Origin of the sequence: Paraclostridium sp. MRS3W1, assembly GCF_032465715.1 — a bacterium.
Classification (GTDB): domain Bacteria; phylum Bacillota; class Clostridia; order Peptostreptococcales; family Peptostreptococcaceae; genus Paraclostridium; species Paraclostridium dentum.
Genome location: NZ_JAWDJM010000149.1, coordinates 23,526 through 38,028, shown reverse-complemented (window position 1 = coordinate 38,028; position 14,503 = coordinate 23,526). Strand labels below are relative to the sequence as shown.

15 protein-coding genes are annotated in these 14,503 nt (G+C 28.3%); all 15 read left to right on the top strand.

Translation table 11 applies throughout. From position 1 onward, the window contains the following. The first annotated feature begins 26 nt into the window (after window positions 1–26). The 15 genes from mraY (at window position 27) to RWY47_RS11935 (ending at window position 14,451) form a co-directional block, all read left to right on the top strand. Window positions 27–992, top strand: a complete 966-nt coding sequence (gene mraY, locus RWY47_RS12005; RefSeq protein ID WP_025162704.1) for a phospho-N-acetylmuramoyl-pentapeptide-transferase — start codon at window positions 27–29, stop codon at window positions 990–992. Window positions 993–1,010: 18 nt separating this feature from the next. After that, a complete protein-coding gene (gene murD / locus RWY47_RS12000; protein ID WP_150843319.1) occupies window positions 1,011–2,369 on the top strand; it encodes a UDP-N-acetylmuramoyl-L-alanine--D-glutamate ligase in 1,359 nt (452 codons plus the stop codon). A gap of 33 nt (window positions 2,370–2,402) precedes the next feature. Beyond that, window positions 2,403–3,533, top strand: a complete 1,131-nt coding sequence (ftsW, locus tag RWY47_RS11995; protein ID WP_021430094.1) for a putative lipid II flippase FtsW — start codon at window positions 2,403–2,405, stop codon at window positions 3,531–3,533. Between the two features lie 17 nt (window positions 3,534–3,550). Then, a complete protein-coding gene (gene murG, locus RWY47_RS11990) occupies window positions 3,551–4,759 on the top strand; it encodes an undecaprenyldiphospho-muramoylpentapeptide beta-N-acetylglucosaminyltransferase (RefSeq protein WP_021429984.1) in 1,209 nt (402 codons plus the stop codon). Window positions 4,760–4,843: 84 nt separating this feature from the next. Next, window positions 4,844–6,097: a UDP-N-acetylglucosamine 1-carboxyvinyltransferase gene (murA, locus tag RWY47_RS11985; RefSeq protein WP_150843318.1), complete on the top strand. Its 1,254-nt coding sequence runs from the start codon at window positions 4,844–4,846 to the stop codon at window positions 6,095–6,097. Window positions 6,098–6,241: 144 nt separating this feature from the next. Further along, complete coding sequence (locus RWY47_RS11980; protein WP_168930345.1) at window positions 6,242–6,976, top strand: cell division protein FtsQ/DivIB; 735 nt, start codon at window positions 6,242–6,244, stop codon at window positions 6,974–6,976. A gap of 281 nt (window positions 6,977–7,257) precedes the next feature. Further along, window positions 7,258–7,440 carry a DUF1290 domain-containing protein gene (locus RWY47_RS18125; RefSeq protein WP_114543618.1) on the top strand — a complete coding sequence of 61 codons (183 nt, stop codon included), beginning with the start codon at window positions 7,258–7,260 and terminating at the stop codon, window positions 7,438–7,440. 104 nt (window positions 7,441–7,544) lie between these two features. Continuing rightward, complete coding sequence (gene ftsZ, locus RWY47_RS11970; protein ID WP_021430078.1) at window positions 7,545–8,726, top strand: cell division protein FtsZ; 1,182 nt, start codon at window positions 7,545–7,547, stop codon at window positions 8,724–8,726. 134 nt (window positions 8,727–8,860) lie between these two features. Next, window positions 8,861–9,697, top strand: coding sequence for a sigma-E processing peptidase SpoIIGA (locus tag RWY47_RS11965; RefSeq protein ID WP_168930346.1), 837 nt, complete (start codon window positions 8,861–8,863; stop codon window positions 9,695–9,697). 20 nt (window positions 9,698–9,717) lie between these two features. After that, complete coding sequence (gene sigE / locus RWY47_RS11960; RefSeq protein ID WP_021429981.1) at window positions 9,718–10,449, top strand: RNA polymerase sporulation sigma factor SigE; 732 nt, start codon at window positions 9,718–9,720, stop codon at window positions 10,447–10,449. A gap of 90 nt (window positions 10,450–10,539) precedes the next feature. Beyond that, window positions 10,540–11,313: an RNA polymerase sporulation sigma factor SigG gene (gene sigG, locus RWY47_RS11955; RefSeq protein WP_150843315.1), complete on the top strand. Its 774-nt coding sequence runs from the start codon at window positions 10,540–10,542 to the stop codon at window positions 11,311–11,313. 128 nt (window positions 11,314–11,441) lie between these two features. Next, window positions 11,442–11,906: a hypothetical protein gene (locus RWY47_RS11950; RefSeq protein ID WP_021430048.1), complete on the top strand. Its 465-nt coding sequence runs from the start codon at window positions 11,442–11,444 to the stop codon at window positions 11,904–11,906. A 10-nt stretch (window positions 11,907–11,916) separates the two neighbouring features. Further along, window positions 11,917–12,558, top strand: coding sequence for an accessory gene regulator ArgB-like protein (locus tag RWY47_RS11945; protein WP_150843314.1), 642 nt, complete (start codon window positions 11,917–11,919; stop codon window positions 12,556–12,558). Between the two features lie 23 nt (window positions 12,559–12,581). Beyond that, window positions 12,582–12,701, top strand: coding sequence for a cyclic lactone autoinducer peptide (locus RWY47_RS11940; RefSeq protein ID WP_150843313.1), 120 nt, complete (start codon window positions 12,582–12,584; stop codon window positions 12,699–12,701). 67 nt (window positions 12,702–12,768) lie between these two features. Then, the gene (locus RWY47_RS11935; RefSeq protein WP_224170846.1) at window positions 12,769–14,451 is read left to right on the top strand and encodes a bifunctional diguanylate cyclase/phosphohydrolase; all 1,683 of its coding nucleotides are present in this window, start codon (window positions 12,769–12,771) and stop codon (window positions 14,449–14,451) included. Window positions 14,452–14,503: the final 52 nt, after the last annotated feature.

The window sequence follows — 14,503 nt, the reverse complement described above, 5'->3', positions numbered from 1 at the left end:
AATAGCCAGCAAGGGAGAGGAGTTATATTATGTTAGGAATAACACAACTTACGTATACAGCGATGATTTCATTTCTAATAGTGATTATACTAGGACCGATTTTTATACCTATGTTAACTAAGTTTAAGTTCGGTCAAACTGTAAGAGATGATGGACCACAGACACATTTACAAAAAAATGGAACACCTACAATGGGTGGTATAATGATGATAGTAGCAATACTAGTTACAGTTCTTACAAGAACAAAAGTAAGCTCAGATATGACAATGGGGCTTTTATGTATAACAGGATTTGGATTTGTAGGATTTGTAGATGACTTTTTAAAGATTAAATTTAAAAGATCATTAGGATTAAAAGCATATCAAAAGATTTTACTACAAATTGCTTTAGCAACACTTTTAGCATATTATCAATATACTAATTCACCAAGTGCTGCTCAATTATTAATACCATTTACAAGCTTTACGATTAATTTAGGGCCTTTATATGTACCTGTTATGGTATTTGTAATACTTGGAACTGTAAATGCAGTAAACTTAACAGATGGATTAGATGGATTAGCATCAGGAATAACTGTTATAGTATCTGGGTTCTTTATGTTACTTGCAGCTAATTATGGATATACAGATGTAGCTATACTAGCAGCAGCTACAGTAGGTGCATGTATAGGATTCTTAGGATTCAACTCATATCCTGCAAGAGTGTTTATGGGGGATACAGGATCTATGGCATTAGGAGGGGCTGTTATTTCATTTGCAGTACTTACAAATAACGTCCTTATAATACCTATAGTTGGAGGTATTTATTTCGCAGAAGCTATATCTGTTATACTTCAAGTAGGTTCTTATAAACTAAGAAAGAAAAGAATATTCAAAATGGCACCTATACATCATCACTTTGAGCAATGTGGATGGCCTGAAACAAAAGTTATATTTGTATTCTGGATAACATCTATAGTATTAGCTTGGATAGGTATAATAGCAGTATTCTAATTTACGGGGGTTAGAGCAATGGATTTAAAAAATAAAAATGTCTTACTTGTAGGACTAGCAAAAACTGGCGTATCAACTATAAAAAAATTAAATAAATTAGGTGCAAATATCATAGTAAATGATATAAAACCTAAGGAAAAATTAGAAGGAATAATAGAAGAAATAGATAATTTAGATAATATAGAATATGTTTTAGGTAAACACCTTGAAAACATAGAAAACATAGATTTAACTATAGTATCTCCTGGAGTTCCTTTAGACTTGCCTTTCATAGAAAAAATAAAATGTGAAGGCATTAAAATAATAGGAGAAGTTGAATTAGCATATAAATTATCTAAAAACCCTACATTCATAGGAATAACAGGAACAAATGGAAAAACTACGACTACTAGCTTAGTCGGAAAGATGTTTAAAAAAGCAAATAAAGATACATATATAGTTGGAAATATAGGTAATCCAGTTATAGACACTGTTGATTTAACTAATGAAAATTCATATCTTGTAACAGAGTTAAGTAGTTTCCAATTAGAAAGTATAGAAGACTTTAAACCTAAAGTAAGTACTATAATAAATATTACAGAAGATCATTTAAATAGACACCATACTATGGAAAACTATATAAATGCTAAAGCTAGAGTGTTTAAGAATCAAGACAAGACGGATTTTACTATATTAAACTATGATGATTCTATTGTTAGAGATTTAGGTAAAAACAGCAATGGAAATGTTTTATACTTCTCAATAAAAGAAGAAGTAAAGCAAGGTGCATATCTAGATAAAAATAACAATATAGTTATAAAGGTAGATGGTAAAGAATTAGTTCTTATGAATAAATCTGAATTGAGCTTACCAGGAAACCACAATTTAGAAAATGCTATGTCGGCTATTTTAATGGCATACGTATTAAATATCGATACTGACGTTATAATAGACACATTAAGAACATTTAAAGGTGTAGAGCATAGATTAGAGTTTGTTACAAATAAAGATGGTATTATGTTTGTAAATGACTCTAAAGGAACAAACCCAGATTCGACTATAAAAGCTATAACTTCATATGAAAAACCTATAGTTTTAATAGCTGGAGGATATGAAAAGCAAAGTGACTTTACTGAAATGATTAAATATGCAACTAAAAATGTAAAGGCTCTAGTCCTATTAGGACAGACTGCAGATAAAATAGCAACAACTGCAAAAGAACATGGAATTGATAATATATCAAAAGTTGAAGATATGGAAGCTGCAGTAAAGAAAGCTTATGAAATAGCTGAATCAGGGGATGTAGTTTTATTATCACCAGCTTGTGCAAGTTGGGATATGTATCCAAACTTCGAGGCAAGAGGATTAGACTTCAAAGAGAATATATATAAATTATAGATATATAACCGGGAATGGAGGTAGGTCTAATTAATGCCTAAAGAGATAGTAAAGAAACGTGTTAGTAGGGGGATAAAAACTGATTTTGACAATGTGGTATTTTATACAACAATGTTATTAGTATTTATAGGGATCATAATGGTTTTTAGTGCTAGTTTTATACAATCTACATTTAAACTAGATGATTCCTATTATTTTTTAAAGAGAAATGTAATTTATGCAACCATAGGATTTATTGCTATGATTTTTACATCTAGGATAGAATACAGATTTTGGTACAAAAATGCAAAAATATTAGGAATAGTAGTAGTTATACTACTTCTATTAGTCCTTTCACCTCTTGGAACTTCATTAAATGGAGCTCAAAGATGGTTAGGTTTTGGAGGGTTAACAATACAACCAGCAGAGTTAGCTAAATTTGCAACAATAATAATCACTGCTAAATTAATAGAATTAAAGTACGATAAAATAAAATCTTTAACCAAAGGAGTTATACCACTTCTTATAATACCTAGTATTTTCTTTGCTCTAATAATATTACAACCAAATTTATCTACTGCAGGAACAGTAATATTAGTTACTTTTGTAATGATATTTGTAGCAGGTATGGATATGAAAATTGTTTATGCTATGTTTGGAGCAGGGGTTGGATTATTTGCAGTAATGGTATTAGCAGCTCCGTATAGACTTGCACGTGTCACTTCATTTATAGATCCATTTAAAGATCCTCTAGGAGCAGGATACCAAGTTATACAAGGGTTATATGCACTTGGATCAGGTGGTTTGTTTGGACTTGGCCTTGGAAAAAGTAGACAAAAGTATTTTTACATACCAGAACCGCAAAATGATTTTATATTTGCCATCATAGGAGAAGAACTTGGCCTTGTAGGGTGTGCAATAGTAATAATGTTATTTGTATTTTTAGTATATAGATGTATAAGAATTGCAATAAAATGTCCTGATGTATTTTCATGTATGCTTGTTGTAGGTATAGGTGGGCAAATAGGTATTCAAGCAGCTTTAAATATAGCTGTTGCAACATCATCAATGCCTGTTACAGGAGTCGCCTTACCATTTATAAGTTATGGTGGAACCTCGCTTATAATATTTATGGCAGCAGTAGGGATTGTACTTAACGTCTCTAAACATGTAAAAATGAATTAGACAGGAGATGAAAGTTAATGAAAGTTTTATTATCTGGTGGAGGAACGGGAGGACATGTATATCCTGCCATCGCTATAGCAAATAAAATAAAAGAAGAAAATCCAGATGCTGAAATAGTATTTGTAGGAACTGAAAAAGGTATAGAGTCTGAAATTGTTCCTAAATATGGATATGAACTAAGAACTGTTACAGTACAAGGATTTAAAAGAAAAATAGATTTTGATAATGTTAAAAGAGTATTTAAATTATTTAAAGGATTAGAACAGTCAAGAAGAATTGTTAAGAAATTTAAGCCAGATGTTGTTATAGGAACTGGAGGATATGTTAGTGGACCTGTATTATTCAATGCATCTATGGGTAAAGTTCCAGCTATAATTCATGAGCAAAATTCTTTCCCTGGAGTTACTAATAAAATTTTAGCTAAAATGGTAACTAAAGTTTTAACTAGTTTTGAGGATTCTCATGTTAGATTCCCTGAAGAAACTAGAAATAAATTAGTACTTACAGGAAATCCAGTTAGAAAAGAAATACTTATATCTAAAAAGAGTAATTCGAGAAGAAAGTTAGGAATACAAGAAGATAAAAAAATGGTTTTATGCTACGGAGGTAGTGGAGGGTCAAGAAAAATTAATGATTCTATGAAGGTAGTAATAAGAAATCTTGTTAATGAAGACGTAGCGTTTATATATGCTACAGGTAAGAACTTCTATGATGGTTTTATGAGTGATATAAGTGACTTACAGTTAAAACCATATCAAAAGGTAGTACCATATTTAGAAGATATGGCAAGTGCATTAGCAGCTTGTGATATAGTTATAGGAAGTGCAGGGGCTATATCTTTAGCTGAGATAACAGCTCTTGGTAAACCATCTATAATAATACCTAAAGCCTATACAGCAGAAAATCATCAGGAATACAATGCGAAAAGTATAGAAAGCAAAGGTGCTGGAATAGCTATTTTAGAAAAAAATCTTACAGCTGAAACTTTAAATGATACAGTATTTAAATTATTGGGAGACAGAGATCTTTTAATAGACATGTCAAATGCAAGTAAAGAAATAGGAAAACCAGAAGCGATAGACATAATATATAAAGAAGTTATGGAAGTTTATAATAGAAACAATAAAAAGCCGAAAAAAGAGGCTAAAGTTGAAAGTAAAGATGAAAAAATAAGTGAAAATGAAGTAAAAGAAGTTAAGACAATCGGTATAAAAAATAAAAAGTAACATATTTCCCCTCTAGTACATAGTATTAAAAATATAAGAAGTTATATTTTAGGCTAAAAATACTTGCTACTAGGGGGGATACTTTTGTCAAAGTATATAATTAGTGGAGGCAACAAAGTAGAAGGTAGGCTGGATATAAGAGGAGCAAAAAACTCTGTATTGCCTATAATGGCTGCGTCTATACTAAATGAATCTGAAAATATAATAAAAAACATTCCTGATATATCAGATGTACATGTAATGATTGATATATTGAAAAGCATAGGATGTAAAGTTGAATACAATGAGTATACTTTATATATAGATAGTAAAAATGTTAATGTAAATAGTGTTAAAGAAGAATATATGAAAAAATTAAGATCATCCATTATAGTAATGGGGGCAATGATAGGAAGATTTAACAATATAAGTATAAGCTATCCAGGAGGATGTTCTATAGGTTCTAGACCGATAGATCTTCATTTATATGCTTTGGATAAACTAGGTGTAAAAATAACTGAAGACAGAGGATATATATATTGTAATAGAGAGTATTTGGTAGGAAATACTATAAATCTGACATTTCCAAGTGTAGGTGCTACAGAAAATGCGATGTTGGCAGCCGTAAAAGCAAAGGGAATAACAATAATAAATAATGCTGCAAGAGAACCTGAGATAGAAGACTTGCAAAATTTTTTGAATTTAATGGGAGCAAAAGTAAGTGGAGCAGGAACTAGTTGTATTCAAATTGAGGGTGTAGATAAATTACATTCTGTCGAACATACAATAATTCCTGATAGAATTGCAATAGGGACTTATATGATTGCTAGTGCTATAACTGGAGGGTATTTACAAGTTGATAGAGTTATAAAGAGTCATATGGATCCTATAGTTAGTAGATTAGAAGAATTGGGATGTAATATTGAATATAAAGGAGCTGGATTAGAACTTAAAGCTCCAAGTAAAATTGCACCTATAGATATAATAAAAACATCGCCTCATCCTGGATTTCCTACTGATATGCAATCTCAGCTTATGACTTTATTATGTTTAAGTGAAGGCACTAGTATTTTCCATGAATCAATATTTGAAAATCGATTTATGCATTGCGGAGAACTTTCTAAAATGGGAGCAAACATAATAAAAATAACTGAAAATATCTGCATGGTAAAGGGTGTAAATAAACTTGTTGGGGCTAAAGTGGAAGCTTCGGATTTAAGAGGAGGGGCAGCCTTGATATTGGCAGGTCTAGCTGCAGAAGGAATAACTGAAGTTACTAATATTAGCCATGTAGAACGAGGTTATGAGCATATTGAAAAAACATTGAAAAGTCTAGGCGCAAATATAAAAAAAATTTAGTATAAAAAAAGAAATCGAATTAGTTTTATGTACTATTACGATTTCTTTTTTTATAATTTAAAAATATTAAATAATCAAATAACAAAGGATAAGCTATCGTTATGTAGTATTTTATAATATATAAAATACTAAAGGTGGGTTATTATGAAAAAAAATAAATGCAAGTTAAATAAGAGAGGTAAATTTGCTATATATGCTTTTATTTTGCTAGTTATATTATTTATTTATATATGTATAAGTAGTAGTATTTTTGAACTTAAACAAATCGATGTGGATGGAAATAGTAAAATAACTAAAAGCGACATAATTAAAATAGGAGATATTGAAACTGGCAAAAATATTTTTAAATATAATTTAAATGATGTAGAAAAAAAATTATTGGTAAACCCATACATAAAATATGTTAAAGTTAGTAGGAAGTTTCCCGATAAGTTAGTAATAACAATTAAAGAAAATAGTGAATATGCAATAATAAAAGAAGGAGCAAGTTATATTTATATAGGTGAAAATGGATTGGTTTTATCAGAGAAAAAAGATATAAAGAACAAGAATATACCCTTAGTAAGTGGTATTGAAATAAAAAATAAAAAATTAAACACAAAGATTAAAATCAATTCAGATAAATCAAATGACATAATTTTAGCTATAGATACATTGAAAAATAACAATATGTCAAGGAAAATTGAAAGTATAAAAATAAATAAAAATAAAATGTACATGAAAACAGATGATAACACAAATATTGTTTTGAAAATAGATGAAGATATAGAGTATAATATCAATCGATTAAAGGCTATACTAGTTGATTTAAAATCTAATAATAAAAAAGGTGGTAATATAGATTTGACTTCCAAAGAACAAGCTATATACTCTCCATGATGCTAAACTTTATTATAATTTCAAAATGCTTATATTTACTAAAATATAAGCAACAAATTGTTTTGAAAATTAATTTTTGTTTATTAAATTTTACAAATTGATAACGAAATTTATGTATATTTACAAATTCTTGTAAAAAACATGAATAAAAAACTTGAATAATGGAGGTATTTCAAAGTAAAATATAGAAGGTGAATATTTATAATATAGGTAATTAATGGTAGTTCGCTTATTATAATAACTGGGTATTATATTTAAATGACATTATACAATAGAGTACTCTGGATATAAGTAAATTAAAAATTAAATTAGGCTTTAAAAAATTTACTTACATAGGATATATAATAGGAGTTCCTATGTATTATGTAGATATATTGGTATTTGGGACAAGGTTATTTAATAATTTATCAATTATAAGAAGACAGATTGTATCTAATTTATGCAATAAAAAAAGAGGAAAATGAACTTTTTTGTGGAATAAGTTAGTTAAATATTAACAAAATGCTAATATAAAATGATATAATTAATACATAGATTTACTTTGAATATTAAATAAGGAGGTTTGTAGATGCTAAACTTTGACGTAGAAATGGATAACTTTGCAAAAATCAAAGTAATAGGCGTAGGTGGCGGTGGTAACAACGCTGTCAACAGAATGGTTGAAGCACAATTAAAAGGTGTTGAATTTATAGCTGTAAATACTGATAAACAAGCTTTATATACATCTAAAGCTGAGCATAAAATTCAAGTTGGAGAGAAACTTACTAGAGGTTTAGGAGCAGGAGCAAACCCAGAAGTTGGGAAAAAGTCTGCAGAAGAAAGTAAGGATGAAATACTCAAAGTTCTTGAAGGTGCGGATATGGTATTTGTAACTGCAGGAATGGGCGGAGGAACAGGAACAGGAGCTGCACCTGTAGTTGCTCAATTAGCAAAAGAAATGGGTATACTTACAGTAGGAGTAGTAACAAAACCTTTTGCTTTTGAAGGTAAAGTAAGAATGAAAAATGCAGAACAAGGTATAAAAGAGTTAAAGACAAAAGTTGATACTCTAATAACTATACCTAATGATAGATTGTTACAAATAGTTCAAAAGAATACATCTATGTTAGAAGCATTTTCAATAGCAGATGATGTATTAAAACAAGGTATAGAATCTATATCAGACTTAATTGCAGCACCAGGTTTAATAAACCTAGACTTTGCTGACGTTCAATCTATAATGAAGGAAAAAGGCCTAGCACATATGGGTATGGGAAGAGCTCAAGGCGAAAATAGAGCTATAGAAGCAGCAAGACAAGCTATACAATCACCATTACTAGAAACGTCTATAAAAGGAGCTAAGGGTGTTTTACTTAATATAACAGGTGGAGCAAACTTAGGACTATTTGAAATAAATGAAGCTTCTACATTAGTTCAAGAATCTTGTGATTCTGAAGCTAATATAATATTTGGAGCTACAATAAAAGAAGATTTAAAAGATGATCTTGTTATAACTGTTATAGCTACAGGATTTGAAGATGGACAAGATATGGATTTAGATTTAATAAATAGAAACAACGCAATGAACCAAGGACAACATCAAAACTTTCAACAAAACAGTTTAAATCATAATCCGGCACGAGAGCCTCAAAGACCAGTAATGCCAGAACAAAAACAAGAAGAAGAAACTGTTGTTAAACAAAATACAAGTTCAACATACATAGAAAGTGATGATATGGAGATTCCAACATTCCTAAGAAGAAGAAGATAGTATTATCTTCTTTTTTTTTGCGTTTTTTTGTTTTATTTAAGAATAAATTAAATTTGGTTCGACTATCAATTATGACATAAAACTCATTAAACCTAAACTATAATATAGGTAAATGTTTCAAGGGGGGGATGGAGGTGTACGTAGAATATTATGCAATTGAAAACTTATTAGTAAATTATATAATAATAAGTTGCACTGCTATAATTTCAAAAAATAATAGTTCTATGAAGAAAAAATGGACAGGTGCTACAATTGGAATGATATATTCAATTTTGTATTTATTTGATAATTTTAATTTATTTTTTTCAATTCCTATGAAAGTATTATTAATTTTAATTGTAACGAAAATAGCATTTAATAATAAATCCTTAAAGGGATATTTAAGGACTTTGACTATATTTTATTTTGTTAATATTTTTATTGCCGGAAGTTCGTTTTTTATTATATATTGTACAGGCCTCACACATTTAACTATATCTTTTATAATCTTAATTACATATATAAGTGGAGTAGTTCTTAAATATATTTATAATGACATAAAAGAATTAAAGCATATAGCAAGTATGAAAAAGGATATGACTGTATGCATAGATGAAAAAGAGGTGGAACTTAAGGCTTTAATAGATACAGGGAACTTATTGAAAGATCCGATAAGTAAAAGTGAAGTTGTTATTATAAGTGCTAATAAATTATATGGAATATTACCTGAAGAATTCCAAAAACTAGATCTTAAAAATATAAATATAAGTTCAATTGATAATGTTATAGATAAAGTTGATAAAAATATATCTTATAGGATTAGAATGATACCCGTAAAACAAATAAATGACAGCAACTTGGTAATAGGCATAAAATCAGATTACATAAAAGTTGATGGACAAAAAATACCTAATGTAATATTAGGGCTTTCCAATTTTAATGAAGATGGTTATAACGCCATATTAAATCCACAACTATTAATGAGTATATAAAATTTAAGGGGGATAGTTTTATGAAAAATTTTATAAAATTAAAGTCAAAGTGTATAGGTTATTTTTATAAAATCTTAAAAAGAATAGGTCTTTTAAATCCAAAAGGTTTATATTACTTAGGAGGCGTAAATATATTGCCTCCACCACTTTCTACTGAGGAAGAGCAAGAACTTTTAAAAAACTTAGAACATGATGAAAGTATAAAATCTATCTTAATTGAAAGAAATTTAAGATTGGTAGTATATATATCTAGGAAATTTGAAAATACAGGGATTGATGTGGAAGATCTTATATCAATAGGGACAATAGGTTTAATAAAAGCTGTGAATACATTTAAGTTAAATAAAAATATAAAACTAGCTACTTATGCATCTAGATGTATAGAAAATGAAATTCTTATGTATTTAAGAAAAAATAATAAAAAGAAAACCGAGGTATCATTTGATGAACCTCTTAATGTTGACTTAGATGGGAATGAACTTTTATTATCTGATATATTAGGAACAGAAAATGATGAAATATATAAGTTAATAGAAGAGGAGATAGATAAAGATCTTTTAGTTATGGCTCTTGATAGACTTTCAGATAGGGAAAAACAAATTATGGAGTTAAGATTTGGTCTAGCTAGCAAAGGAAATGAAAGAACGCAAAAGGAAGTTGCTACGATGCTAGGTATATCACAATCGTACATATCTAGGTTGGAGAAAAAGATAATATCTAGACTAAAAAAAGAGATGAAAAAATTTGTTTAGAGAATAAATAATTGCTCTTAAACAGTATAAAAATATACTAGATGTAAATAATTGTATAAGAAATACTTTTTAAGAGAGGACTGAGTTGTAATGCAAATAAATAAAGTTGAAATCTGTGGAGTAAATACCTCTGAGTTACCAGTTCTTAAAAATAATCAAATGACAGAACTCCTTGTAAAAATTAAAAATGGAGATGAAGCAGCTAGACAAGAATTTGTAAGAGGAAATCTAAGATTGGTTCTGAGTGTAATTCAAAAGTTTAATAACAGAGGGGAAAATATTGACGATTTATTTCAAATAGGTTGTATAGGACTTATAAAGGCAATTGATAATTTTGACTTAAGCCAAAATGTAAGATTTTCAACTTATGCAGTCCCTATGATTATAGGAGAGATAAGGAGGTATCTAAGAGATAATAATCCTATAAGGGTGAGTAGGTCCTTAAAAGACATTGCATATAAAGCTCTTCAAGTGAGAGAGAGGCTAGTAAGGTCTAATTCTAAGGAACCAACTGTTTCGGAGATAGCTAAAGAGCTTGAGCTAGATGTTGAAGATGTAGTAATGGCTTTAGATGCTATTCAAGATCCTATATCATTATTTGATCCGGTATATCAGGACAATGGAGATGCTATATTTGTAATGGACCAAGTTCAAGATAAAAAAGATACGGATGAAAATTGGTTACAAGAAATAGCTCTTAAAGAAGCTATAAAAAAATTAAATGGAAGAGAACGATTGGTTTTAGATTTAAGATTTTATAAAGGGAGAACTCAGATTGAAGTAGCTGATGAGATTGGTATTTCTCAAGCGCAAGTTTCTAGGATAGAGAAAAATGCTTTAAAAAACATGAGAAAATATATATAAAAAATATGCAAAAGTAGTACTACTTTTGCATATTTTTTTGATGTACTCATAATTGCATATTAATTGTAAAAAAATGTAAAATATGGTATAATTCGTAGTGGATAATATTAGTGAAGAGGGAGAATTGAATGTTAAATTCATCATTATCATATGTAATAATTAGAAGTTTTCCAGAAAGCATTTTTTTAATTTTATCTGGATACATTTTATTTAACTTAAATATTAATTTTAAAAATATTATTAAAAATTCTTTGATTTTTTTAGTAATATTAACATGTATTAGGATGTTACCTATAAGTTTTGGAATACATACTATTTTAAGTATGTTTGTGATAGGAATGATTTTTTATAAGTTTGAAAATCAACAGATTATCCCCACTATAATAAATGTATCAAAGATATACATATGCATAGCAATTAGTGAAGGAATTTATATGACGATTGCAGATAAAATATTAAAAATACCTACACAAACATTGACAAATAACACGAGTATTAACAGCGCGATATTATCACTTCCATCATTACTAATATTTATTTTATTAATTATTGGATTAAATTTAATAACTAAAAAAATAAGCGAAAATATATAGGGGTAAACTTATGGCTATTATAGAAAAGGTTTCATATACTATTTCAAATAAAATAGGTGAAAAGGCAAATAAGAGTAATGAAGAAATACAAGTTATGAATTATGGGTTATTTATTTGGATACACACTATATTGGCTTACATAGCTACAATTTTAGTAGGAATAATAATAGGAAAAACGATAGAAGTTTTATTAATTTCTATTGTTGCATCTAGTTTGAAAAAGTTTTCAGGGGGAGTTCATGCAACATCTCCTAATAGATGTTTGATAATAGGTATTATAACAACATTAATTTTTACTTATATTTATGTTTTTTTTAATAAATATTGTGGGTACAATTTTATATATGCTTTCAGTATAGTAAGTATTGTATCATGTTATTATATTTTTTATAAAAAGGCTCCAGTTGGAACAAAAAATAAGCCTTTAAAGAAGGAAGAAACCAGAAATAGACTTAGAAAAAAATTATTTAATAGACTTAACGTTTTTATTGCAATTATAATATTACTTTTAATAGTTAGATTAACTAAAATTTCAAATTATGACATAGCTATGTTTGTATATTGTATAGAATTAGGGATTATATTACAGACAATAGCAATAACTAAGCTAGGAGAAACAATCATATTAAAATTAGATTGTTTTCTTAAATAAAAAATATTTAAGGGGGATTAGCTATGAACTTTTTAGCAAATTTATTCTCAGATTTTGCAATGAATTTAGGAAATTCTGCATCTACAATGTGTGTGATGGTATTCTTTGAACCAGAAATGCCAAAATCTTTAAGAGAAGAGTAATTTTAAATAAACCATAAGGATATATCCTTATGGTTTATTAATTAAAAAGGAAATTTAGGAGAAAAGAATGAATGAGTTTGAAAATATAAGGAATAAAAAAGTATTTGAAATATTAGCAATAATAAAAGTTATATACATGCTTTTAGGAATGGTAGCTATGATAAGTTCTTATACAACAATAGAAAGTTATAATTATATGTTATTTTACATATACATAGTTGCTATAATAATACTTTTAATAGTTTACTTTATATGGTTATCAAAGAGACAATATAAATTTATAGATAATCCAGCAAAATCTAGAGACAATATAGAAACAATTTTATTAATGCTAATATGTACAGTTATAATAATGTCAACAGGTAAAGAAGAGAGTCCTTATAAATTTCTATATATTTTTATAATTATAATAGCAGCAATACAATTTGGAAGAAACTATGCTATGATTGTTTCTATAATTTGTTCTATATTAGTTTGCGGAGTGGATGTATTATCAATACAATTTGGAGCTCATCTTCAAGAACCAGCTAAAGAATTAATAACAAATTATTTTCAAATTGACATAGTTATAGTAAGTGCTTTTTTTGTAACGTCATGGATACTAGGAATGTACGTTAATATAGAAAAAGAGCATAGTAAAGAACTTCAAAATCTAGCTAATGTAGATGAACTTACGGGTTTATATAATCATAGATATTTTCAAGAATCATTAGAAACACTAATGGAGTGTGCTGATAGTGAAAATACATCAATTTCGATGTTGTTTATGGATATTGATTATTTTAAAAATTATAATGATATAAATGGGCATCAGGCAGGGGATATTGTTTTAAAAGATGTAGGTCAAATTTTAAAAGAAAGTGTAAGAGAACATGATATTGTAGCAAGATATGGAGGCGAAGAATTTGCTGTAATTCTTCCAAATACTGTGGAAGAAGATGCTATAATAGTTGGAGAGAGAATTAGAATAAATATAGAAAATACATATTTTTATGGTCAAGAAAATCAACCAAATAAAAACATGACTATATCTATAGGAGTTTCATCATATCCGCTAAGGGCAAGTAATAAGCATCAGTTTATAAATACGGCAGATGATGCTCTTTATAGGGCTAAGTCACTTAATAAAAATAGGGTAGAGGTATATTATAGTGTTTTAGAAGAAATTTCAGACCATATATATATAGACGAAGAAACAGCCAATTCATTAAAAAGACTTATAAACATGATAAATAAAAAAGACAGATATACATATGGACATACAGAAAGAGTAGTTATATACCTAGGCTGGTTTTCAAACTATTTAAATCTCAACGAAAAAGATAAACTGCGTTTAAAACTAGCAGCTTATCTTCATGATATAGGTAAAATTGAAATTCCAGAAGAAGTATTAAATAAAAAAGGAAGTCTAACTGATTTAGAGTATGATATGTTAAAAAAACATCCAGAATTGGGCGTGGACTTAATAAAGCATGTAAAAGCATTTGAAGAATTATTACCAGCTATAAAACATCACCATGAAAGATACGATGGAAGAGGGTATCCAGACAATTTAAAAGGCAAGGAAATCCCATATTTAGCTAGAATAATATCTATAGCAGATAGTTTTGATGCAATGACATCTCATAGACCTTACAATAATAGAAAAGGTCATGAAGAAGCTATAAAAGAACTTAGAAGATGTTCAGGAAGTCAGTTTGATCCAGAATTAGTTGAAAAATTTATAAGTATGATAGAATTAAAAAAATAATTTAAAATGGCCAGTATGGTCATTTTTTTTTATTCTTGTACATATTTATTTT